The 20,506-nt window shown below is 47.0% G+C and carries 31 protein-coding genes; 28 read left to right on the top strand and 3 right to left on the bottom strand.

Annotated features, from left to right (window positions below; genetic code table 11):
- Positions 1-2 precede the first annotated feature (2 nt).
- From H3S94_RS08400 to xth, 3 genes are all read right to left on the bottom strand, one after another.
- Positions 3-755 carry an amino acid ABC transporter permease gene (locus tag H3S94_RS08400; RefSeq protein WP_077992543.1) on the bottom strand — a complete coding sequence of 251 codons (753 nt, stop codon included), beginning with the start codon at positions 753-755 and terminating at the stop codon, positions 3-5.
- A gap of 130 nt (positions 756-885) precedes the next feature.
- Positions 886-1,791 carry a transporter substrate-binding domain-containing protein gene (locus H3S94_RS08395; protein ID WP_077992541.1) on the bottom strand — a complete coding sequence of 302 codons (906 nt, stop codon included), beginning with the start codon at positions 1,789-1,791 and terminating at the stop codon, positions 886-888.
- A 144-nt stretch (positions 1,792-1,935) separates the two neighbouring features.
- On the bottom strand, positions 1,936-2,712 hold the full coding sequence (gene xth / locus H3S94_RS08390; RefSeq protein WP_198240870.1) for an exodeoxyribonuclease III: 777 nt from the start codon (positions 2,710-2,712) through the stop codon (positions 1,936-1,938).
- 1,094 nt (positions 2,713-3,806) lie between these two features.
- On the opposite strand from xth, the gene rpsL reads away from it, so the two are divergent.
- From rpsL to rpsM, 28 genes are all read left to right on the top strand, one after another.
- A complete protein-coding gene (gene rpsL / locus H3S94_RS08385; protein WP_002964366.1) occupies positions 3,807-4,178 on the top strand; it encodes a 30S ribosomal protein S12 in 372 nt (123 codons plus the stop codon).
- Between the two features lie 18 nt (positions 4,179-4,196).
- Entirely contained in the window at positions 4,197-4,667 is a 471-nt protein-coding gene (gene rpsG, locus H3S94_RS08380; protein WP_077992538.1) for a 30S ribosomal protein S7, read from the top strand.
- A gap of 30 nt (positions 4,668-4,697) precedes the next feature.
- Complete coding sequence (gene fusA, locus H3S94_RS08375; RefSeq protein ID WP_077992537.1) at positions 4,698-6,782, top strand: elongation factor G; 2,085 nt, start codon at positions 4,698-4,700, stop codon at positions 6,780-6,782.
- Positions 6,783-6,846: 64 nt separating this feature from the next.
- Positions 6,847-8,022 carry an elongation factor Tu gene (gene tuf, locus H3S94_RS08370; RefSeq protein WP_077991855.1) on the top strand — a complete coding sequence of 392 codons (1,176 nt, stop codon included), beginning with the start codon at positions 6,847-6,849 and terminating at the stop codon, positions 8,020-8,022.
- Between the two features lie 66 nt (positions 8,023-8,088).
- Positions 8,089-8,397 (top strand): 30S ribosomal protein S10, encoded by a 309-nt coding sequence (gene rpsJ, locus H3S94_RS08365; RefSeq protein ID WP_075870855.1) that lies wholly within the window; start codon positions 8,089-8,091, stop codon positions 8,395-8,397.
- 27 nt (positions 8,398-8,424) lie between these two features.
- Entirely contained in the window at positions 8,425-9,162 is a 738-nt protein-coding gene (gene rplC / locus H3S94_RS08360) for a 50S ribosomal protein L3 (protein WP_077992535.1), read from the top strand.
- Positions 9,163-9,164: 2 nt separating this feature from the next.
- Entirely contained in the window at positions 9,165-9,785 is a 621-nt protein-coding gene (gene rplD, locus H3S94_RS08355) for a 50S ribosomal protein L4 (protein ID WP_077992534.1), read from the top strand.
- The gene (locus H3S94_RS08350) at positions 9,782-10,075 is read left to right on the top strand and encodes a 50S ribosomal protein L23 (RefSeq protein WP_077992532.1); all 294 of its coding nucleotides are present in this window, start codon (positions 9,782-9,784) and stop codon (positions 10,073-10,075) included. The genes rplD and H3S94_RS08350 overlap by 4 nt, the downstream gene beginning before the upstream one ends.
- A 20-nt stretch (positions 10,076-10,095) precedes the next feature.
- Positions 10,096-10,929: a 50S ribosomal protein L2 gene (rplB, locus tag H3S94_RS08345; protein ID WP_077992531.1), complete on the top strand. Its 834-nt coding sequence runs from the start codon at positions 10,096-10,098 to the stop codon at positions 10,927-10,929.
- Between the two features lie 15 nt (positions 10,930-10,944).
- A complete protein-coding gene (gene rpsS / locus H3S94_RS08340; RefSeq protein WP_075870482.1) occupies positions 10,945-11,223 on the top strand; it encodes a 30S ribosomal protein S19 in 279 nt (92 codons plus the stop codon).
- Positions 11,224-11,225: 2 nt separating this feature from the next.
- Entirely contained in the window at positions 11,226-11,615 is a 390-nt protein-coding gene (gene rplV, locus H3S94_RS08335; protein ID WP_075870483.1) for a 50S ribosomal protein L22, read from the top strand.
- Positions 11,615-12,325: a 30S ribosomal protein S3 gene (rpsC, locus tag H3S94_RS08330; protein ID WP_077992529.1), complete on the top strand. Its 711-nt coding sequence runs from the start codon at positions 11,615-11,617 to the stop codon at positions 12,323-12,325. The genes rplV and rpsC overlap by 1 nt, the downstream gene beginning before the upstream one ends.
- Before the next feature lie 38 nt (positions 12,326-12,363).
- Entirely contained in the window at positions 12,364-12,777 is a 414-nt protein-coding gene (gene rplP, locus H3S94_RS08325; protein WP_077992527.1) for a 50S ribosomal protein L16, read from the top strand.
- A gap of 12 nt (positions 12,778-12,789) precedes the next feature.
- Positions 12,790-12,990, top strand: coding sequence for a 50S ribosomal protein L29 (rpmC, locus tag H3S94_RS08320; RefSeq protein WP_077992526.1), 201 nt, complete (start codon positions 12,790-12,792; stop codon positions 12,988-12,990).
- Between the two features lie 12 nt (positions 12,991-13,002).
- Positions 13,003-13,242 carry a 30S ribosomal protein S17 gene (gene rpsQ, locus H3S94_RS08315; RefSeq protein WP_077992524.1) on the top strand — a complete coding sequence of 80 codons (240 nt, stop codon included), beginning with the start codon at positions 13,003-13,005 and terminating at the stop codon, positions 13,240-13,242.
- Positions 13,243-13,388: 146 nt separating this feature from the next.
- Complete coding sequence (gene rplN / locus H3S94_RS08310) at positions 13,389-13,757, top strand: 50S ribosomal protein L14 (protein ID WP_008039971.1); 369 nt, start codon at positions 13,389-13,391, stop codon at positions 13,755-13,757.
- A 12-nt stretch (positions 13,758-13,769) separates the two neighbouring features.
- Positions 13,770-14,084: a 50S ribosomal protein L24 gene (rplX, locus tag H3S94_RS08305; protein ID WP_077992523.1), complete on the top strand. Its 315-nt coding sequence runs from the start codon at positions 13,770-13,772 to the stop codon at positions 14,082-14,084.
- The gene (rplE, locus tag H3S94_RS08300) at positions 14,077-14,634 is read left to right on the top strand and encodes a 50S ribosomal protein L5 (RefSeq protein ID WP_077992521.1); all 558 of its coding nucleotides are present in this window, start codon (positions 14,077-14,079) and stop codon (positions 14,632-14,634) included. Before rplX ends, rplE begins: the two co-directional genes overlap by 8 nt.
- Before the next feature lie 24 nt (positions 14,635-14,658).
- Positions 14,659-14,964 (top strand): 30S ribosomal protein S14, encoded by a 306-nt coding sequence (gene rpsN / locus H3S94_RS08295; protein ID WP_077992517.1) that lies wholly within the window; start codon positions 14,659-14,661, stop codon positions 14,962-14,964.
- A 14-nt stretch (positions 14,965-14,978) separates the two neighbouring features.
- A complete protein-coding gene (gene rpsH / locus H3S94_RS08290) occupies positions 14,979-15,377 on the top strand; it encodes a 30S ribosomal protein S8 (RefSeq protein WP_077992515.1) in 399 nt (132 codons plus the stop codon).
- A 37-nt stretch (positions 15,378-15,414) separates the two neighbouring features.
- On the top strand, positions 15,415-15,948 hold the full coding sequence (gene rplF / locus H3S94_RS08285; protein ID WP_077992513.1) for a 50S ribosomal protein L6: 534 nt from the start codon (positions 15,415-15,417) through the stop codon (positions 15,946-15,948).
- A gap of 12 nt (positions 15,949-15,960) precedes the next feature.
- The gene (gene rplR, locus H3S94_RS08280; RefSeq protein WP_077992511.1) at positions 15,961-16,323 is read left to right on the top strand and encodes a 50S ribosomal protein L18; all 363 of its coding nucleotides are present in this window, start codon (positions 15,961-15,963) and stop codon (positions 16,321-16,323) included.
- A gap of 100 nt (positions 16,324-16,423) precedes the next feature.
- Positions 16,424-16,984, top strand: coding sequence for a 30S ribosomal protein S5 (rpsE, locus tag H3S94_RS08275; RefSeq protein ID WP_077992509.1), 561 nt, complete (start codon positions 16,424-16,426; stop codon positions 16,982-16,984).
- Between the two features lie 33 nt (positions 16,985-17,017).
- A complete protein-coding gene (gene rpmD, locus H3S94_RS08270) occupies positions 17,018-17,224 on the top strand; it encodes a 50S ribosomal protein L30 (RefSeq protein ID WP_077992507.1) in 207 nt (68 codons plus the stop codon).
- Positions 17,225-17,244: 20 nt separating this feature from the next.
- A complete protein-coding gene (rplO, locus tag H3S94_RS08265; protein ID WP_198240764.1) occupies positions 17,245-17,712 on the top strand; it encodes a 50S ribosomal protein L15 in 468 nt (155 codons plus the stop codon).
- 228 nt (positions 17,713-17,940) lie between these two features.
- Positions 17,941-19,287: a preprotein translocase subunit SecY gene (secY, locus tag H3S94_RS08260; protein WP_198240763.1), complete on the top strand. Its 1,347-nt coding sequence runs from the start codon at positions 17,941-17,943 to the stop codon at positions 19,285-19,287.
- The gene (locus tag H3S94_RS08255; protein ID WP_077992500.1) at positions 19,284-19,862 is read left to right on the top strand and encodes an adenylate kinase; all 579 of its coding nucleotides are present in this window, start codon (positions 19,284-19,286) and stop codon (positions 19,860-19,862) included. The genes secY and H3S94_RS08255 overlap by 4 nt, the downstream gene beginning before the upstream one ends.
- Before the next feature lie 185 nt (positions 19,863-20,047).
- Positions 20,048-20,416, top strand: coding sequence for a 30S ribosomal protein S13 (gene rpsM, locus H3S94_RS08250; RefSeq protein ID WP_075870498.1), 369 nt, complete (start codon positions 20,048-20,050; stop codon positions 20,414-20,416).
- The last annotated feature ends 90 nt before the right edge of the window (positions 20,417-20,506 follow it).

Raw genomic sequence — 20,506 nt, 5'->3', positions numbered from 1 at the left:
GATTATCTCCCCTCCGTCTGGAATCCGGGAATTTTGACCGTTCGTTCAATGATTGACATAACGACAAAAATAACCAGAGAAATAATGACGTAAAGAACTGTCACAACCATGTAGTTTTCATAGACATGGCTGACTTCTTCAATGGCCTGAAACTGGAATTGCATCAATTCATGGATTGAAACCGCAAAAGCGACGGCCGAGTTTTTCACGATTCCCATGGATTCGGAAATAAGCGGTGGCAAAATGGTTCGCATCGCCCGCGGTAAAATGACGTAGCGATAGGTTTGATAGGTGGTAAAACCCATTGCCATGGAAGCATAACGTTGACCGGTTGGAATAGCTTCAATTCCCGAACGAACCTGTTCGGCAATTCGGGCCGAGGTAAAAAATCCCAATGCACAAATGACAAGGATCATTGGCGGGAAGCCCATTGCGGGCGGGTAAATCTTCGGAACAACAAAATACCAAAGAAATATCTGGACGAGCAGTGGAATATTGCGTGTTATTTCCACCCATATCCGGGCAATTGCGCGTAATATACGGTTGAAGAGCGATGTGCGAGGCAGAGTTCGCATTGTGCCGATAATCACACCGACAATAATCGCTAAAATTAAACTTGAAATTGAAAGGAGAGCTGTATTCAAAAATGCATTGAGCAGTGTATCGAGATAGGTATGACTCACACCCGCTTTACCGAAACAACCGGCAACATGGGTATGATCTATATCATCCATACAGAGGAATGAGAAATCCATTGTAGAGTATTCCCGAAAATCTGGCACGAGTACGCACGCACTCTGTTTTTTCCAAGCCGCATTGGCTTGTAACGCCATAAATAGGCTGCATGCAACTTCAAAAACATGCAGCCTTGTTTCTCACAAGTTATTATTTGTTTTCCTGATAATCTTCCATAGGCTTGTTGTTGGGGTGTTCCCAAGCATATTTTGTTGTATCGGAAAGCGGTAATCCGACGACCGTATTTGAAGGAGGCACCGGCTGCATAAACCATTTATTATATAGAGTTTCGAGAGATCCGTCTTTTACTTGCCGTACAATACTGTCATCAATTGCCTGTTCCAAATTCTTGTCGTCAAGACGCAACATGCAGGCAATAGGTTCAACAGAAAGAACATCATTGAGAATGACATAATCCGACGGATTCTTCGATTTTGAGATATTTCCTGCAAGAATTGATCTGTCCATAACAAAAGCATCAGCTCTTCCCGATTCCAGAAGCAGGAAACTATCGGCGTGATCTTTCCCGTTTACCTCTTTAAAATCAATATTTTGTGCACGTTTGTTCTTGCGGATAAGCTGCACCGAAGTTGTGCCGGTGGTCGTCGCAACAGTTTTCCCGTTGAGATCGGCAATAGATTTTATGCCGGAATCCTTTTTGGTGGCAATGCGTACTTCTTCGACATAAGTCGTATAGGCAAAAGCTGCTTCTTTACCTCTTGCAGCATTATTGGTTGTCGAACCACATTCAAAATCATAAGTTCCATTTTGTAAAAGCGGAATGCGGTTCTGAGAAGTAATCGGCAGATAATTGATCTTGATCGGTTTGCCAATTTTTTTGGAAATATCGTCGATAATGCGCTCTGCCATTTCGGTATGGAAACCAACATATTTTCCGTTACCGAGCGCATAGGCCAAACCCGATGATTCGCGCACACCCAATGTGATCGACCCGCTATCCTTTATTTTTTCAAGCGTGTCTTTCTGCTGGCCCATTGCGGTGCCAGTCAGTCCCAAGATTGCCAAAGCGGCAAAAGCCATGAGAGCTCTTTTCATGAATGTTCTCCTATTTGATTATTTCCGCAACAAAATTGCCTACGATCGCGAGTTTAACACATTTTTTTTTATGAATATAAATTTTCTGTGTTTTTTAAAGGATTCTTTATATTTTATAAAACTTTGATGCAAATAAAAGGGAAATTACTTCAGCTTAATGACAACGGGAACGTGATCGGATGGTTTTTCCCATCCACGCACAACGCTTTGTACCGAACTGCTTTCGAGCTTGTCGGCGGCTTCAGGGGAAATAAGAAAATGATCTATTCTTATTCCATCGTTTTTTGTCCATGCGCCTGATTTGAAATCCCAAAAACTATAGTCCGGATTGTCGGAAGTCGAACGGATTGCGTCATAAAAACCGAGATTCCTGATTCCCCACAGGGCTTGACGACTTTGTGGAAGGTAAAGTGCATCGCCAATCCATTCTTGCGGGTTTTTGGCGTCGTAATCTGAACCGATTACATTATAATCACCCGCAAATACCAGCGGTTCTTCCAAAGCAAGAAGAGAAGCGGCGTGTTTTTGAAAGCGTTCGTACCAACGCAATTTGTAAGGGTATTTTTCGCTATCTACCGGATTACCATTGGGCACATAAAGTGATGCAACCCGTATGACGCCTTTTTGGGTCGAATATACAGCTTCGATGTAGCGGGCCTGTTCGTCACTATCATCGCCAGGCAAGCCCCGAACGACTTCATCGGGACTTGTTTTTGAAAGCAGTGCGACGCCGTTGAAACCTTTCTGCCCGTGTGCCTCGATATGGTAGCCAAGAGCTTCAATCTCGGTACGAGGAAAATTTGCATCTATCGTTTTGGTTTCTTGCAGGCAGACAATATCAGGCTCACACCATTTTAGCCACTTTATCAGCGTATCATGTCTGGCTCTGATACCTGCCACATTCCAGGTTGCTATTTTCATACCCGTCACTTTAACCAATCTTATCCTGAAGCTTCAAGCGTTAGTTGATGTTTTAATGTTATTTATCGGAATAAAAATATAATGGATAGCTTTTCTAATGATAGCTCTTTCAAAAATCCCGTTTTTGTCAAAACAATCCGGCTTTTATTGATAGAGCTTACCGGGAAGAAGATTATGCAACTATCCTGAGGCCAAGCCATTATCCGGAAGGTTGTTCGGGAAAAGCGGAATGATTCAAACACCATTCAATGCTTCAATCACTATTCAATGAAAAATTGGTCGCGCTTTTATTCAAGGACTAAAGAGGTGCGAATATATCATTCGACACGGTTTCATATATTAATAAAGTAAAGGATGTGACATTTTATAAGATAAGATCTGATGGTGTTTGGCCGATTGTTTTATAAAAGCGAACGGAAAGCCGACATCAGGAAAAGCTCTTATTTTGTATTGAAAGCTTTTTAATTGGTTCTTACGGTTCGGAATTTTTAAACTATATAAAAGAGCCGAACAGGGGCAAAAGCACCGCATCAATTCAAGGGAACGTTTTTTTAATGATTCCGTTCAGACTCATGCTTCGATTCTCTTGATAGAGGAAATCGGGTGCACATGCGCAGTGCGTCAAAATTCGGAATATTCATAAATTACCGGATTTATCGGAATTTTTGCGGCGTATGATTTCTCCTGAAATGGTCTCAATCGACAATCTGCCTGTTATAAACTGTCGATTGGTCGTCCAAACGCCGTAAAAATCGCGATTTCATTGTTTTTCTCGGCTATAGGACTTGACGCAACACTTGTTTATCGTTAATAAACCGCCATCGGAGCCGATGTGAGGTTAGCTACATTTTCAAAACGACACGTTTTGGAGTTCGCCTCAAACAGGGTTCGTTTTACGGTTTTGAAACGCAAATGCCGGATGCATGAGGCTTTTACGGTCTCCTCTGCTTATAGTCGGGTGATCTGCACGATAGCGGTGAAGCCCGGTTTTTTGTGCATGCGTTTACTGTTGTCGCCAGTTTTTGCTGGCAACTGAATAAAGTGAAGCGGCCCAGATTGGGCGAGACAAAAGAGATTGAAAAGAGGAAGGTTGAATGCCTACCGTAAACCAGTTGATCCGCAAGCCGCGTACAGCGCCGGTCAAGCGTAATAAGGTTCCTGCATTGCAGGCAAACCCGCAAAAGCGTGGCGTGTGCACACGCGTTTATACAACGACACCAAAGAAACCGAATTCGGCTCTCCGTAAGGTTGCCAAGGTTCGTTTGACCAATGGTTTTGAAGTTATTGGTTATATTCCCGGTGAAGGTCACAACCTTCAGGAACACTCCGTTGTCATGATTCGTGGCGGACGTGTTAAGGATTTGCCTGGTGTTCGTTATCACATCATTCGTGGTGTGCTCGATACGCAAGGTGTCAAGAATCGTAAGCAGCGCCGTTCCAAATACGGTGCCAAACGTCCTAAATAAGTTTGAGAGACGAAGCCAATGTCCCGTCGCCATAGAGCAGAAAAACGTGAGATTAATCCAGATCCGAAGTTCGGTGATCTTGTGATTACAAAATTTATGAATGCCATCATGTTTGATGGTAAGAAGTCGGTTGCAGAGCGCATTGTTTATGGTGCGCTTGATGTAGTTGGTGATAAAGCAAAAACGGAGCCGGTTGCTCTGTTTCATCAGGCATTAGAGAATGTTGCTCCTCATGTTGAAGTCCGTTCTCGTCGTGTTGGTGGTGCAACTTATCAGGTTCCTGTTGATGTACGTCCCGATCGCCGTCAGGCATTGGCCATTCGTTGGCTTATTGCAGCGGCACGTAACCGTAACGAGACAACCATGGTTGATCGTTTGTCGGGCGAATTGATGGATGCAGCGAATAATCGTGGTTCGGCTGTCAAGAAACGCGAAGATACGCACCGTATGGCTGAAGCCAACCGCGCATTCTCGCATTATCGTTGGTAAGTGAACTCTTTTTAATCGAAAGCAAAAAATATGGCTCGCGAGTATAAAATCGAAGATTATCGTAATTTTGGTATTATGGCTCATATTGACGCCGGTAAGACCACAATGACCGAGCGTATTCTTTACTATACCGGTAAGAATCATAAAATCGGCGAAACGCATGACGGCGCTTCAACAATGGACTGGATGGAGCAGGAGCAGGAACGCGGTATTACCATTACTTCCGCTGCTACGACGACGTTCTGGAAGGGGCGTAACGGTGAAAAATGCCGGTTCAATATTATCGACACTCCCGGACACGTTGATTTCACAATTGAAGTCGAGCGTTCATTGCGTGTGCTTGATGGTGCGATAGCTCTTCTTGATGCGAATGCCGGTGTTGAGCCGCAGACTGAAACTGTCTGGCGTCAGGCTGAAAAATACCATGTACCGCGTATGGTTTTTGTCAATAAAATGGACAAGATCGGTGCGGATTTCTATCGCAGTGTTGAAATGGTCGGCTCGCGTCTTGGTGCGAATGCACTGGTTCTCCAGTTGCCGATTGGTGCCGAGAACGATTTCGAGGGCGTCATTGATCTTATCGATATGAAAGCCCTTACATGGGATGGTTCTATTGGTGGTCACACTGTAAGCAGTGAAATTCCGGCAGATATGAAGGCTAAAGCCGAAGAATATCGTGAAAAGCTGGTAGAGGCTGCTGTTGAAGTTGATGAGGCGGCTACCGAGGCCTATCTCGAAGGCAAAATGCCAACCAATGAAGAGCTGATTTCACTGATCCGTAAAGGTACTTGTGAAGTGCTTTTCCATCCGGTTCTTTGTGGTTCTGCCTTTAAAAATAAAGGTATCCAGCCATTGTTGGATGCTGTTGTTTCTTATCTTCCTTCGCCGGTTGATGTTCCTGCTATTCAGGGCATCGACGTTAAGACGGGTGAAGAAACAACACGTGAATCGTCGGATGCAGCACCTTTGTCAATGTTGGCATTCAAGATTATGAACGATCCGTTTGTCGGTTCGTTGACCTTCTGCCGCATCTATTCAGGTGAGCTTCACAAGGGTGTCTCTCTTGAAAACACCGTAAAGGGTAAAAAAGAGCGTATCGGCCGTATGTTGTTGATGCATTCCAATGCCCGTACCGATATTGAAGAGGCTTACGCAGGTGATATTGTTGCATTGGCCGGTTTGAAAGAAACCACCACGGGCGATACTCTTTGCGATCCGCTTCATCCGGTTATTCTGGAACGTATGGAGTTTCCGGAACCGGTTATCGAAATTGCAATCGAACCTAAGACCAAGGCCGATCAGGAAAAAATGGGCATTGCCCTTAATCGTTTGGCGGCTGAAGATCCTTCATTCCGTGTAAAATCGGACGAAGAATCAGGGCAGACAATTATTGCCGGTATGGGTGAGCTTCACCTCGACATCATTGTTGATCGTATGCGTCGCGAATTTAAAGTCGAGGCAAATGTCGGTCAGCCGCAGGTTGCTTATCGTGAAACGATTACAAAGCCCGCTGAAATTGATTATACCCATAAGAAGCAGTCCGGTGGTTCGGGTCAGTTTGCACGTGTGAAGATTCTTTTTGAACCTTATGACGGCGACGGCTTGCTGTTTGAATCGAAAATCGTCGGTGGTGCGGTTCCGAAGGAATATATCCCCGGTGTCCAGAAAGGTCTTGAAAGCGTTATGGGTTCCGGCCCACTTGCTGGCTTTCCTATGCAGGGTGTCAAAGCAACATTGCTTGATGGTGCTTATCATGATGTTGACTCCTCCGTACTGGCATTCGAGATTGCTGCTCGTGCTGCTTTCCGTGAGGGAGCCCAGAAGGCCGGCGCACAACTTCTTGAACCTATCATGAAGGTCGAGGTTGTTACACCGGAAGACTATGTTGGTGATGTTATCGGTGATTTGAACTCCCGTCGCGGTCAAATCTCCGGCACAGAGCCAAGAGGTATTGCTACTGTGGTGGATGCCATGGTTCCGCTCGCAAACATGTTTGGCTATGTCAATAGTTTGCGTTCGATGAGTCAGGGGCGTGCCCAATATACAATGCAATTCGATCACTATGAACCAGTGCCTACGGCGGTGGCTCAGGAAATTCAGAAAAAATTCGCGTAATCAGGCGGTTACGTATTAACTTTCAACTCAGCCCCGAACGGGGCAGAAAATGGAGAGAGCTCAGATGGCAAAGTCCAAATATGAACGTACGAAGCCGCATGTAAATATCGGCACGATTGGTCACGTTGACCATGGTAAAACAACGCTGACGGCAGCGATTACAAAGTATTTTGGCGAGTTCAAGGCGTATGACCAGATTGATGCTGCGCCGGAAGAACGCGCTCGTGGTATCACGATTTCTACAGCACACGTAGAATACGAGACAGAGAAGCGTCACTACGCCCATGTCGATTGCCCCGGACACGCTGACTATGTCAAGAACATGATTACCGGTGCTGCCCAGATGGACGGTGCAATTCTTGTTGTTTCTGCTGCTGATGGCCCGATGCCCCAGACACGCGAACACATTCTTCTTGCCCGTCAGGTTGGTGTTCCTGCTATTGTTGTTTTCCTGAATAAAGTCGATCAGGTAGACGACGAAGAGCTGTTGGAACTGGTTGAACTTGAAGTTCGCGAACTTCTTTCAAAATATGATTTCCCCGGCGACGAGATTCCGATTGTTAAGGGTTCGGCATTAGCTGCTCTTGAAGGCACCAACAAGGAAATCGGTGAAGATGCTGTTCGTCTTTTGATGCACGAAGTTGATGAATATATCCCGACTCCGAAGCGTCCGATCGACCAGCCTTTCCTGATGCCGATTGAAGACGTGTTTTCGATTTCCGGTCGTGGTACAGTTGTGACCGGCCGTGTTGAACGCGGTATTGTCAAGGTTGGTGACGAAGTAGAAATCGTTGGTATCCGTCCGACGACAAAGACCACAGTGACCGGCGTTGAAATGTTCCGCAAACTTCTTGATGAAGGTGAAGCAGGCGACAATATCGGTGCTCTTCTTCGTGGTATTGAACGTGAAGGTGTCGAACGCGGACAGGTATTGGCAAAGCCTGGTACTGTTACACCGCACACCAAGTTCAAGGCAGAAGCCTATATTTTGACAAAGGATGAAGGTGGTCGTCACACACCATTTTTCACCAATTACCGTCCGCAGTTCTATTTCCGTACAACAGACGTTACCGGTATTGTAACATTGCCGGAAGGTACAGAAATGGTTATGCCGGGTGATAACGTTACGATGGATGTTACACTGATTGTTCCGGTTGCTATGGAAGAGAAGCTCCGCTTCGCTATCCGTGAAGGTGGCCACACAGTTGGTGCCGGTATCGTTTCCAAAATCATTGAATAATCGAATTTTAATTGTTAAGGAGCGTCTTTGTGAAAAGACGTTCCGATTGACAGGGATAAAAAGAGTATGAACGGTCAGAACATCCGCATTCGCTTAAAAGCGTTTGATCACCGGATTCTTGACGCATCGACACGTGAGATTGTGTCGACCGCCAAGCGTACTGGCGCCAATATCCGTGGACCGATTCCGCTTCCGACGCGAATCGAGAAGTTCACGGTTAATCGTGGGCCGCACATCGATAAGAAGAGCCGTGAGCAGTTTGAGATGCGCACACACAAGCGTCTTCTTGATATTGTTGATCCGACGCCGCAGACAGTGGACGCGCTTATGAAGCTCGACCTTTCTGCTGGTGTTGATGTCGAGATCAAGCTTTAAGGCTTGGGGACGGAAGGAACGAACCCGATGCGTTCAGGTGTAATAGCACAAAAGCTGGGCATGACCCGCGTCTATAATGATGCCGGTGAACATGTGCCTGTTACAGTTCTTCGTTTGGAGAATTGTCAGGTCGTTGCACAGCGTACAGTTGAGAAGAATGGCTATACTGCTGTTCAGTTAGGCGTAGGGCTTGCCAAGGTAAAGAATACCTCTCAAGCATTACGTGGTCATTTTGCAAAAGCTTCGGTAGAGCCGAAAGCAAAAATTGCAGAATTTCGTGTAAGTCCCGATAATCTTTTGGAAGTTGGGGCTGAAATCACTGCGGAACATTTTGTTCCCGGTCAATTGGTTGACGTGACTGGTACGTCGATCGGTAAAGGTTTCGCCGGTGTTATGAAACGTCATAACTTTGGTGGACATCGTGCTTCGCACGGTAACTCCATTACACACCGTGCCCACGGTTCGACAGGCCAACGCCAGGATCCGGGCAAAGTGTTTAAGGGTAAGAAAATGGCTGGCCATATGGGGCAGACCAGAATAACGACTTTGAATATTGAAGTTGTATCAACAGATGCCGATCGCGGGTTGATTCTGGTTCGTGGTGCTGTTCCGGGGTCGAAGGGTGCCTGGATTTTGGTACGGGATGCTGTCAAGAAGAGCGTTCCTGAAAATGCGCCGAAGCCTGCCGCCTTGCGTCAGTCAAAGAATGCAAAAACAGATGCTGCTGCCCCGAAGGCGGAAGCTACAGTCGCTGAGGGAGCCTGATAATGGATCTCATCGTAACAACTCTTGACGGTAAGGATGCTGGCAAGTTGAAGGTTTCGGAAGAAGTCTTCGGTTTGGATCCTCGTGAAGATATTCTACAACGTGTTGTCCGTTGGCAGCTCGCCCGTCGTCAGCAAGGTACGCATCAAAGCCAGACACGTGCCGATGTATCGCGGACCGGTGCAAAGATGTATAAGCAGAAGGGTACTGGTCGTGCCCGTCACTCATCTGCACGTGTTCCGCAATTCCGTGGTGGTGGTAAGGCTCATGGGCCGGTTGTTCGCAGCCACGCTCACGAATTGCCGAAGAAAGTCCGTGCTTTGGGCTTGCGTCATGCGCTGTCTGCAAAAGTGAAATCGCAAGATCTGATTATTGTTGACGAATTGAACGTCAAGGAAGCCAAAACCAAGGTATTGGCGAAGGATTTTGCCAAACTCGGTTTTTCGGATGCACTGCTCATCGGTGGTAAGGAAATTGATTTGAAGTTTTCCCGTGCCGCATCGAACATTCCAAATGTTGATGTTTTGCCGGTTCAGGGGATCAACGTTTATGACATTCTGCGTCGTGGCAAACTGGTTTTGTCCAAGGCAGCCGTCGAAGCCCTTGAGGAGCGGTTCAAATGACAGATCTTCGCCACTATGATGTCGTCGTAAGTCCGGTTATTACCGAAAAATCGACGATGCTATCGGAAAATAATCAAGTCGTGTTCAAGGTTGCACCGAAGGCGACAAAATCAGAAATCAAAGCGGCTGTTGAAGCTTTGTTCGGTGTCAAAGTTACAGCAGTGAATACAACAACCCGCAAGGGTAAGGTGAAACGTTTTAAAGGCGTTGTCGGTCGACAGAGTGATGTCAAAAAAGCGATCGTGACGCTGGCTGAAGGTCAGTCAATCGACGTTTCGACTGGTCTTTAAGAGGCTCGGAGTTAGGAATAATGGCACTCAAGCACTTTAATCCGACCACGCCAGGGCAGCGTCAGCTTGTCATTGTAGATCGTTCAGGTCTTTACAAAGGCAAGCCTGTGAAAGCGCTGACCGAAGGTCTGTCGTCGAAAGGCGGTCGTAATAATCACGGTCGCGTAACTGCCCGTTATCAGGGTGGTGGTCATAAGAGAACTTATCGCTTTGTGGACTTCAAGCGTTTGAAACGCGATATGCCTGCTAAAGTGGAACGTTTGGAATATGATCCGAACCGCACAGCGTTTATTGCGCTTATTCGTTATGAAGACGGTCATCTGAGCTACATTCTCGCTCCGCAACGTCTGGGCGTCGGCGACACAGTTGTTGCCGGTTTGAATGTTGACGTTAAGCCCGGTAACTCGATGCCTCTCGGCAATATGCCTGTTGGAACGATTATCCACAATGTCGAGATGAAGCCTGGTAAAGGTGGGCAAATTGCCCGTTCAGCCGGTACTTATGCCCAGCTCGTCGGTCGCGATCAGGGAATGGCTATTCTGCGTCTCAATTCGGGTGAACAGCGTCTGGTTGCCAGTGGTTGTTACGCAACGGTTGGTGCAGTTTCTAACTCGGATCATGGTAATATCAATGATGGTAAAGCGGGTCGTGCCCGTTGGCGCGGTAAACGTCCGCACGTTCGTGGTGTTGCGATGAACCCGGTAGATCACCCGCATGGTGGTGGTGAAGGCCGTACTTCAGGTGGTCGTCATCCGGTATCGCCTTGGGGCAAGCCTACAAAGGGCAAGCGTACGCGCTCGAACAAAGCGACCGATAAATTCATTATGCGCTCACGTCATCAACGCAAGAAGTAAGAGAGGTAGTCTGAAGTGGCTCGTTCAGTATGGAAAGGACCGTTTGTTGACGGCTATCTTCTCAAGAAAGCTGAGAAGGTACGTGCCGGCGGTCGTAACGAGGTTATAAAAATGTGGAGCCGCCGCTCCACGATTTTGCCGCAGTTTGTTGGCCTGACCTTTGGTGTTTACAACGGAAACAAGCATGTTCCTGTTTCTGTTTCGGAAGAAATGGTCGGACATAAGTTCGGTGAGTTCGCTCCCACCCGCAGCTATTATGGTCACGGTGCGGACAAGAAAGCGAAGAGGAAGTAATAATGGGCAAAGCTAAGGCTCCGCGCCAGCTTAAAGATAATGAAGCAAAGGCAGTCGCTCGCACAATTCGTGTAAGCCCGCAAAAGCTTAATCTTGTAGCGGCAATGATTCGCGGTAAAAAGGTTAATACAGCTCTTGCAGATTTGACGTTTTCTCGTAAGCGCATTGCCGATACGGTGAAAAAGACGTTGGAATCTGCGATTGCGAACGCAGAAAACAATCACGATCTGGATGTCGATTCGCTTATCGTAGCGGAAGCTTCTGTCGGTAAATCAATTGTTATGAAGCGGTTTCATGTGCGTGGCCGTGGTCGCGCAAGCAGAATTTTGCGTCCGTTCTCTCATCTTACAATTGTTGTTCGTGAAGTGTCCGATAAAGAGGAGGCCGCATAATGGGTCAGAAGATCAATCCAATCGGGCTTCGTCTCGGTATCAACCGCACATGGGATTCTCGCTGGTATGCTGATACAGGCGAATATGGTCGGCTGTTGCATGAGGATTTGAAAATCCGCAAATATGTTATGGACGAATTGAAACAGGCTGCGATTTCGGAAGTTGTTATCGAACGTCCGCACAAGAAATGCCGTGTGACCATTCATTCGGCTCGTCCTGGTCTTATCATTGGCAAGAAGGGTGCCGACATCGAGAAGTTGCGTCGCAAATTGTCTGAAATGACACATGCCGATACGGCTTTGAACATTGTCGAAGTCCGTAAGCCGGAAATTGATGCCGAATTGATTGCCCAGTCGATTGCACAACAATTGGAACGCCGTGTGGCTTTCCGTCGTGCTATGAAGCGTGCTGTCCAGTCAGCTATGCGTCTTGGTGCCGAAGGTATCCGTATCAATTGTGGTGGTCGTTTGGGCGGTGCTGAAATTGCCCGTATGGAATGGTATCGTGAAGGACGTGTTCCGCTTCATACCTTGCGTGCGGATATTGATTACGGTACAGCCGAAGCCAATACTGCCTATGGTATTTGCGGTGTGAAAGTCTGGGTATTCAAGGGTGAAATTCTTGAGCATGACCCGATGGCTTCCGAACGCCGTGCTATGGAAGGCGATAATCAAGGTTCAAACACGAACCGCCGTCGTGAAAACGCCTGATTTTTAGACGGGCAAAACAGGATTTGGAGTAGAGAACAATGTTGCAGCCAAAGCGCACAAAGTTCCGTAAGCAGTTTAAAGGCCGTATTCATGGCGTTTCTAAAGGCGGTACGGAACTTAATTTTGGTGCTTACGGCCTTAAGGCCATGGAGCCCGAACGTGTTACTGCACGTCAGATCGAGGCGGCTCGTCGTGCTATCACACGTCAGATGAAGCGTGCCGGTCGTGTGTGGATTCGCGTTTTTCCGGATGTTCCGGTATCATCGAAGCCTACCGAAGTCCGTATGGGTAAAGGTAAAGGCGCAGTAGAATATTGGGCAACACGTGTTGCACCAGGACGTATCATGTTTGAGCTTGACGGCGTACCTGAAGATGTGGCACGTGAAGCGTTACGATTGGGTGCATCAAAGCTTCCGATTAAAACACGTTTTGTCCAGCGTATAGCTGAATAAAGGGACTAAGCGATGAAAGCCGCAGAAGTACGGGCTCAGACGCTCGATCAGATGAATGATGAGTTGGCCAAGCTGAAGAAAGAGCAGTTCAATCTGCGTTTCCAGAAAGCAACCGGTCAGTTGGAAAAAACAGCGCGCGTTAAACAGGTTCGCCGTGATATCGCACGCATAAAAACAATCGCCCGCCAGAAGGCGGCCGAAAGCAAGGCTTAAGGAAGTTAAGACATGCCTAAACGCATTCTGCAAGGCGTTGTCGTCAGCGATAAGAACGACAAGACTGTTGTAGTCAAAGTAGAGCGGCGCTATTCGCATCCGCTGTTACAGAAGACTGTCAGCCAGTCGAAGAAGTACAAAGCGCATGACGAAAACAACGAGTTCAAAGTTGGTGACGAGGTTTTTATTCAGGAATCCAAGCCAATTTCCAAAGATAAACGCTGGGTCGTTGTAAAAGACGGCGCTGCTTAATCAATCGGATTTTTTTACAGACAGAAGGTTGGGTATTTTTGTGCCCAACATTTTGTTTTGAAAAAGTCTTAATCATAATTTGACAGGCAAGTCCGAATGTGTCAAATGCACTGCCGGACGTAAACATTAAGAGAAGGCGGCCAGTCATGATTCAGATGCAAACAAACCTCGACGTCGCGGATAATTCCGGCGCCCGTCGTGTCATGTGCATCAAGGTGCTGGGCGGCTCGAAACGGAAATATGCTTCTGTCGGCGACATTATTGTTGTCTCGGTCAAAGAAGCTATCCCTCGTGGCCGCGTAAAAAAAGGTGATGTGATGAAAGCTGTGGTGGTACGTACTGCCAAGGATATTCGTCGCGCAGATGGTAGTGTTATTCGTTTTGATAAAAACGCTGCTGTTTTGGTTGATAATAAGAAAGAGCCGATCGGTACTCGTATCTTCGGACCGGTTCCCCGTGAACTTCGCGGTAAGAATCACATGAAGATTATTTCGCTCGCGCCAGAAGTTTTATAGGGAGCCGTTGCGATGAATAAAATTCGTAAAGGCGATAAAGTCGTCATCCTTTCCGGTAAGGATAAAGGGCGTAACGGTGAAGTAATCAAGGTTAATCCTGAAGAAAATACTGCCATTGTTCGCGGTATCAATATGGTCAAGCGCCACCAGCGTCAGACCCAAACTCAGGAAGCCGGTATTATTTCCAAAGAAGCTCCACTTCATATTTCAAAATTGGCTATTGCTGATCCTAAGGACGGAAAGCCTACACGTGTCGGCTTTCGTATCGAAGAAGGCGGCAAGAAGGTTCGCGTTGCCAAGCGTTCGGGAGATCTGATCGATGGCTGATAAGATTCAAGCGCCGCGTTTGAAAACGCATTATGTCGAAGTTGTTCGCAAAGCCCTGCAAGAAAAGTTCAAATACGAAAACAGTATGCAGGTTCCTTGTGTCGAGAAAGTTGTTCTCAACATGGGTGTTGGCGAAGCAACTGCGGATTCCAAGAAACCTGCCAGAGCAGCCGAGGATTTGAGCCTTATTGCCGGGCAGAAAGCTATTGTTACACATGCACGTAATTCTGTTGCGACGTTTAAAGTTCGCGAAGGAATGCCTCTCGGAGCAAAAGTAACATTGCGTAGAGACCGTATGTACGAATTTCTGGATCGTCTGGTAACGATTGCTTTGCCACGCGTTCGCGATTTTCGTGGTCTTAATCCTAAAAGTTTTGACGGTCGTGGCAATTTTGCCATGGGTATCAAAGAACACATTGTGTTCCCGGAAATTAACTACGATCAGGTAGATCAGATCTGGGGTATGGATATCATCGTTTGTACGACAGCGAAAACGGATGATGAAGCACGTGAATTGTTGCGTGGTTTCAATTTTCCGTTCCGTGCGTAACGGCAAGCGTAGCGAGGTAAAATTATGGCCAAAACAAGTGCCGTTGAGAAGAACAATCATCGTCGTGCGATGGTTAAGCAATATGCCGCACGTCGTGCGCGTCTGAAAGCAATTATAATGGATCAGAAGGTTCCGCTTGAAGAGCGGTTCCGCGCATCTATTCAACTTGCAGAGTTGCCTCGTAACTCTGCAAAGGTTCGTATTCGCAACCGCTGTGAAGTAACCGGTCGTCCGCGTGGTTATTATCGCAAGCTTAAAATGTCGCGTATTGCATTGCGTGATCTTGGTTCGTTCGGTCATATTCCGGGCGTTGTCAAATCAAGCTGGTAAGAGGAGTTTTGTAAATGTCTATGTCAGATCCTCTTGGAGATATGCTTACCCGCATTCGTAACGCGCTCGGACGTAAAAAAACCAGAGTTTCGACTCCTGCGTCCCGGTTGCGTGCGCGTGTTCTCGACGTTCTTCAGACAGAAGGTTATATCCGCGGATATAGCCAGATCGATTTCGAGAACGGAAAATCGGAACTTGAAATTGAATTGAAATATTTCGATGGTGCACCGGTTATTCGGGAAATTTCCCGTGTTTCAAAGCCCGGTCGCCGCGTTTATGTTTCAGTGAAGTCTATTCCACAAGTTGCAAACGGTCTCGGCATTTCGATCCTTTCAACTCCGAAAGGTGTGATGGCCGATCACGAGGCTCGTGAGCAGAATGTTGGTGGGGAGCTTCTTTGCCGCATCTTCTAATGGATGTCGGAGAAAGCTAGAAAGATAGGTTATAACAATGTCACGTATTGGAAAAAAACCGATTCATGTCCCGGCTGGCATTACTGCTTCAGTTGACGGGCAGGCGATCAAGGTCAAGGGGCCGAAGGGAGAGTTGAGTTTTGTCGCTGATGATGAAGTTCATCTCAAATTGGAAGATAATGTGGTTCATGTCACGCCACGTGACCAAACCAAGGAAGCACGTTCTAAATGGGGCATGTCCCGTTCGATGATTGAAAATATCATTGAAGGTGTTAAGAGCGGCTTCGAGAAAAAGCTTGAAATAAACGGTGTCGGTTATCGTGCTGCGATGCAAGGCAAGAATGTTCAGCTTTCTTTGGGTTTTAGTCATGATGTGGTTTATCATGTTCCTGAAGGCATTACAGTTGCCGTGCCCAAGCCTACTGAAATTCTGGTTTCAGGTATTGATAAGCAGAAAGTAGGGCAGGTTGCTGCGGAAATTCGCGAATATCGCGGACCAGAACCTTATAAAGGTAAGGGTGTCAAATATGCGAACGAGCGTATTGTTCGCAAAGAAGGCAAGAAGAAATAAGGAACTTGGGTCATGGCTTCGCCTAAAGAAATACTTCAGCGCCGCGCACAGCGCGTTCGCCGGCAAGTTAAAGCAGTCGCTAACGGCCGCTTGAGATTGAGCGTTCATCGCTCGAATATGAATATCTATGTTCAGATCATTGATGATCTTCACAGTCGTACAGTCGCATCGGCTTCAACTTTGGATAAGGAACTTCGTTCCTCGCTTAAAGGTGGCGCCAATGTGGAAGCTGCAACAGCAGTTGGCAAGCTTATTGCCGAACGGGCAAAAGCTGCCGGTGTCAAGGACGTTGTGTTTGATCGTGGTGCCTATATTTATCACGGTCGTATCAAGGCTCTTGCCGATGCGGCCCGCGAAGGTGGTTTGAGCTTCTAAGTTGTCGGCCCGGATTTTTCGGGCCTTTCGCCCAGGAATTCCTCTTTTTGGAGGAATTCTTTTTTGATAAGTGCTTCCGGAAAAGAAAAAGGAATTAGGAATGGCACAAAAAGAACGTAACAATCGTGATGAGCGTCATGAGGAACGTGATAGCGAGTTTGTTGACAGACTCGTCCATATTAATCGCGTCGCCAAAGTCGTAAAGGGTGGTCGTCGCTTCGGCTTTGCTGCTCTTGTTGTTGTTGGTGACCAGAAGGGTCGTGTCGGTTTCGGTCACGGCAAAGCTCGCGAAGTGCCTGAAGCAATTCGTAAAGCGACGGAAGCAGCCAAGCATGAAATGATTTATGTGCCGCTGCGTTCGGGACGTACACTTCATCATGATGTTGAAGGGCGTCATGGTGCCGGACGTGTATTGTTGAGATCGGCTGCTGCCGGTACCGGTATCATTGCCGGTGGTCCGATGCGTGCTGTTTTTGAAACACTCGGTATGCAGGATGTTGTTGCAAAATCGCTCGGTTCATCGAACCCTTACAACATGATTCGCGCGACATTCGATGCGTTGAAACGTCAGGTTCATCCGAAGGATATTGCTGCCCAGCGCGGCATTAAATATTCGACGTTGCAGGCCCGTCGTCAAAGCTTGATCGGCAATGAAGAGTAATTCGTGGAACTTGCGATATAGAGGAATTTGAAAATGGTTGGGAAAAAAACCCATAATGGCAAAAAGGTTACTGTCGAGCAAATCGGCAGCCCGATTCGTCGTCCGCAAGTTCAACGTGCCACGTTGAAGGGGCTTGGACTTAACAAAATGCATCGCCGCAGCACATTGAACGATACCCCGGCTGTGCGTGGTATGATTGCAAAAGTAGAGCATCTCGTCCGCGTTGTGGATGAAGGCTGAGGATTGTAGGAGTAAAGAACATGAAACTCAATCAACTGCGCGATCAAGAAGGCGCTACAAAGAATCGCAAAAGAGTAGGACGCGGCATCGGTTCCGGAATGGGTAAGACTGCCGGACGCGGTGTTAAAGGCCAGAAAGCACGTTCAGGTGTGGCTATTAACGGTTTTGAAGGCGGGCAAATGCCTGTTTACCGTCGCCTGCCGAAACGCGGTTTTAACAATATTTTTTCAAAAAGCTTCAATGAAGTATCGGTTGGCCGTATTCAGGCTGCTATCGACGCTGGCAAATTGGATGCCGCAAAGCCGGTAGATGGTGCAGCGTTGAAGGCTGCAGGCATTATCCGTCGCGAAAAAGATGGCATTCGGCTTCTCTCGGATGGTGAATTGAAAGCCAAAGTGACATTTGACATTGCCGGCGCTTCCAAAGCCGCGATTGAAAAAGTTAGCAAGGCCGGTGGCGTTGTTAATCTTCGTGGCTCTGCCGAATAATTCATTCGCTTGTACAGTTCCGGTCTGGTGTGACGTGATAAACGTTCATTCCAGACCTTTTTTTATGAATTATTTCATGTTGCAAAAACTATTTTTATCAGGCAAAACGGCCTTGAGTTAAAATAGCTTTAACAGGCGTTGTTTCTCTTTGCGTTTTTTTGCGCAGGGGGGTAAAGCATGTGTTGATTTTCACGGTATCTTGCCGTGAATTAAAACCGGAGAGATTTTATGGCATCTGCCGCAGAACAACTGGCTTCCAATCTTAATTTTGGCGCATTTTCGCGCGCTACCGAACTGAAGAAACGTATCTGGTTTACTTTGGGTGCATTGCTTGTCTATCGTTTCGGTACTTACATTCCCATGCCGGGAATCGATGTTGATGCATTAAGACAGACATTTGCCCAGCACGCATCCGGCGTTTTGGGTCTATTCAATATGTTTGCCGGTGGTGCTGTCGGGCGTATGGCGATTTTTGCACTCGGCATTATGCCATATATTTCAGCCTCGATCATCGTGCAGTTGATGACTTCCGTGATCCCTTCGCTTGAAGCTTTGAAGAAGGAAGGCGAGACGGGGCGAAAGATTATTAATCAATATACCCGTTATGGAACTGTTTTTCTGGCGTTGATCCAGGCTTATGGTATTGCTATAGCGCTTGAGAGCGGAATGGGAACGGGTCTGCAGATTGTGACCGAACCCGGAATGATGTTCAGAATCAGTGCTGTTATTACGCTGACCGGCGGCACGATCTTTTTGATGTGGCTGGGCGAGCAGATCACCTCTCGCGGAATTGGTAACGGTATATCGCTCATTATTTTTGCAGGTATTGTTGCAAATCTTCCCTCGGCGATTGCGCAGCTTTTGACAGCTCATGCGCAAGCCGATCTTTCAACATTCATGTTGCTTCTTATTATTGTTATTTGTATTGCGGTTATTGCTGTTATCGTTTTTGTGGAACGGGCGCAACGCCGGATAATTATTCAATATCCCAATCGTCAGATGGGTAACCGGATGTTCAAAGGCGATACATCGAATTTGCCGTTGAAGCTTAACACTGCCGGTGTCATTCCTCCCATTTTTGCTTCGTCACTTTTGATGCTGCCGGCAACGATAAATAATTTTTCGCAAAACATGCCTCATTGGCTGCAGACGATTTCGTTTTCGTTAAGCCATGGGCAGCCGCTTTATATGGTGGTTTATGCGGGGCTTATGGCATTTTTCTGTTTCTTTTACACGGCCATCGTTTTCAATCCGAAAGACACAGCCGACCAGTTGAAAAAACATTCAGGCTTTATTCCCGGAATAAGACCTGGCGAACGGACAGCGCAATATATTGATTATGTGCTTACACGCATTACCGTTGTAGGGGCTATCTATATTATTCTAGTTTGCCTGTTGCCGGAATTTTTAATGTCGACCTTGCATGTTCCGTTCTATCTTGGTGGTACGTCGCTTTTGATCGTTGTGACTGTTACACTTGATACAATTGCACAAATTCAGGGGCATCTCGTCGCTCACCAATATGAAGGCTTGCTTAAGAAATCAAAACTCAGAAGCGGGAAAAGAAATAGATGAAACTGATCTTTTTAGGACCGCCCGGTGCCGGTAAGGGTACTCAGGCAAAGATTTTGACCGAAAAATACGGCATACCGCAACTATCAACTGGTGACATGTTGCGTGCGGCTGTTGCTGCCGGAACAGAAGTCGGTAAACGTGCAAAGTCGATTATGGATGCCGGCGGGCTGGTTTCCGACGAGATTGTGAACCAGATTGTTTCGGAGCGGATTGACGAGCCGGACTGTTCAAAAGGCTTTATCCTTGACGGGTATCCGAGAACGGTAGGGCAGGCAGAGGCTTTGCAGGAAATTCTGAATAGCAAACATACGAAACTGGACGCAGTGATCGAGCTTGTTGTTGATCGGAATGCACTTGTTGATCGTATGAAGACCCGCGTTGCAGAAACCATTGCCGCAGGTGGCAAGGTGCGCTCCGATGATAATCCGGAAGCATTTGCGAAGCGGCTCGTAGAATATAGTGATAAAACTGCTCCCTTGTCGCAGTTTTATGAAAAAACCGGACTGTTGAAGAAAATTGATGGTATGGCTTCTGTCAAGGATGTCACACTTGCAATCGAAAAAGCACTTCACTGATAACAGTCTGTCATATAAGTGAAAGAGGAGTTGACTTTTCCGGCGAAATCCGTCAAAGACAGCACAATTTCATTTTTTTGAGAGATGATTGGAATCGGCATTGTGTGCGGTTCTGGTCGTTTTGTGCTTTAGTTCAGTGTTGACTAAAGTGCAAATGGTTGAAATTTAATTTAAGGAGAACAGGCGTGGCTCGTATTGCTGGCGTCAACATCCCGACGAATAAGCGCGTTATTATCGCTCTTCAGTACATTCACGGGATTGGACCGAAATTTGCTAAAGAAATCGTTGATAAAGTCGGTATTCCTGCTGAGCGCCGTGTGAGTGAACTTTCGGATGCTGAAGTTCTTCAAATCCGTGAAGCTATCGATCACGATTATCAGGTGGAAGGTGACCTTCGCCGCGAAGTTTCGATGAATATCAAGCGTCTCATGGATCTTGGTTGCTATCGTGGTTTGCGTCATCGTCGTTCGTTGCCGGTTCGCGGTCAACGTACACATACCAATGCGCGTACCCGCAAAGGCCCGGCACGGGCTATTGCCGGTAAGAAGAAATAATAGATAAAATAATTTTTGCCCCAATCAGCGTCATAGAACGAATAATAGTTTTTTTTATTATGTTGGTCGGGGTCAATAAGGTGTAGCCGC

It is taken from the genome of Bartonella sp. B10834G3 (genome assembly GCF_016102505.1).
Lineage (GTDB): Bacteria > Pseudomonadota > Alphaproteobacteria > Rhizobiales > Rhizobiaceae > Bartonella > Bartonella choladocola.
This window is presented reverse-complemented; position numbering and strand designations above follow the sequence as displayed.

What these genes read in the sequence shown, in the direction of transcription:
- H3S94_RS08400 (WP_077992543.1), bottom strand. Translation starts at nt 755, where the DNA reads ATGGATTTCTCATTCCTCTGTATGGATGATATAGATCATACCCATGTT.
- H3S94_RS08395 (WP_077992541.1), bottom strand. Translation starts at nt 1,791, where the DNA reads ATGAAAAGAGCTCTCATGGCTTTTGCCGCTTTGGCAATCTTGGGACTG.
- xth (WP_198240870.1), bottom strand. Translation starts at nt 2,712, where the DNA reads ATGAAAATAGCAACCTGGAATGTGGCAGGTATCAGAGCCAGACATGAT.
- rpsL (WP_002964366.1), top strand. Translation starts at nt 3,807, where the DNA reads ATGCCTACCGTAAACCAGTTGATCCGCAAGCCGCGTACAGCGCCGGTC.
- rpsG (WP_077992538.1), top strand. Translation starts at nt 4,197, where the DNA reads ATGTCCCGTCGCCATAGAGCAGAAAAACGTGAGATTAATCCAGATCCG.
- fusA (WP_077992537.1), top strand. Translation starts at nt 4,698, where the DNA reads ATGGCTCGCGAGTATAAAATCGAAGATTATCGTAATTTTGGTATTATG.
- tuf (WP_077991855.1), top strand. Translation starts at nt 6,847, where the DNA reads ATGGCAAAGTCCAAATATGAACGTACGAAGCCGCATGTAAATATCGGC.
- rpsJ (WP_075870855.1), top strand. Translation starts at nt 8,089, where the DNA reads ATGAACGGTCAGAACATCCGCATTCGCTTAAAAGCGTTTGATCACCGG.
- rplC (WP_077992535.1), top strand. Translation starts at nt 8,425, where the DNA reads ATGCGTTCAGGTGTAATAGCACAAAAGCTGGGCATGACCCGCGTCTAT.
- rplD (WP_077992534.1), top strand. Translation starts at nt 9,165, where the DNA reads ATGGATCTCATCGTAACAACTCTTGACGGTAAGGATGCTGGCAAGTTG.
- H3S94_RS08350 (WP_077992532.1), top strand. Translation starts at nt 9,782, where the DNA reads ATGACAGATCTTCGCCACTATGATGTCGTCGTAAGTCCGGTTATTACC.
- rplB (WP_077992531.1), top strand. Translation starts at nt 10,096, where the DNA reads ATGGCACTCAAGCACTTTAATCCGACCACGCCAGGGCAGCGTCAGCTT.
- rplV (WP_075870483.1), top strand. Translation starts at nt 11,226, where the DNA reads ATGGGCAAAGCTAAGGCTCCGCGCCAGCTTAAAGATAATGAAGCAAAG.
- rpsC (WP_077992529.1), top strand. Translation starts at nt 11,615, where the DNA reads ATGGGTCAGAAGATCAATCCAATCGGGCTTCGTCTCGGTATCAACCGC.
- rplP (WP_077992527.1), top strand. Translation starts at nt 12,364, where the DNA reads ATGTTGCAGCCAAAGCGCACAAAGTTCCGTAAGCAGTTTAAAGGCCGT.
- rpmC (WP_077992526.1), top strand. Translation starts at nt 12,790, where the DNA reads ATGAAAGCCGCAGAAGTACGGGCTCAGACGCTCGATCAGATGAATGAT.
- rpsQ (WP_077992524.1), top strand. Translation starts at nt 13,003, where the DNA reads ATGCCTAAACGCATTCTGCAAGGCGTTGTCGTCAGCGATAAGAACGAC.
- rplN (WP_008039971.1), top strand. Translation starts at nt 13,389, where the DNA reads ATGATTCAGATGCAAACAAACCTCGACGTCGCGGATAATTCCGGCGCC.
- rplX (WP_077992523.1), top strand. Translation starts at nt 13,770, where the DNA reads ATGAATAAAATTCGTAAAGGCGATAAAGTCGTCATCCTTTCCGGTAAG.
- rplE (WP_077992521.1), top strand. Translation starts at nt 14,077, where the DNA reads ATGGCTGATAAGATTCAAGCGCCGCGTTTGAAAACGCATTATGTCGAA.
- rpsN (WP_077992517.1), top strand. Translation starts at nt 14,659, where the DNA reads ATGGCCAAAACAAGTGCCGTTGAGAAGAACAATCATCGTCGTGCGATG.
- rpsH (WP_077992515.1), top strand. Translation starts at nt 14,979, where the DNA reads ATGTCTATGTCAGATCCTCTTGGAGATATGCTTACCCGCATTCGTAAC.
- rplF (WP_077992513.1), top strand. Translation starts at nt 15,415, where the DNA reads ATGTCACGTATTGGAAAAAAACCGATTCATGTCCCGGCTGGCATTACT.
- rplR (WP_077992511.1), top strand. Translation starts at nt 15,961, where the DNA reads ATGGCTTCGCCTAAAGAAATACTTCAGCGCCGCGCACAGCGCGTTCGC.
- rpsE (WP_077992509.1), top strand. Translation starts at nt 16,424, where the DNA reads ATGGCACAAAAAGAACGTAACAATCGTGATGAGCGTCATGAGGAACGT.
- rpmD (WP_077992507.1), top strand. Translation starts at nt 17,018, where the DNA reads ATGGTTGGGAAAAAAACCCATAATGGCAAAAAGGTTACTGTCGAGCAA.
- rplO (WP_198240764.1), top strand. Translation starts at nt 17,245, where the DNA reads ATGAAACTCAATCAACTGCGCGATCAAGAAGGCGCTACAAAGAATCGC.
- secY (WP_198240763.1), top strand. Translation starts at nt 17,941, where the DNA reads ATGGCATCTGCCGCAGAACAACTGGCTTCCAATCTTAATTTTGGCGCA.
- H3S94_RS08255 (WP_077992500.1), top strand. Translation starts at nt 19,284, where the DNA reads ATGAAACTGATCTTTTTAGGACCGCCCGGTGCCGGTAAGGGTACTCAG.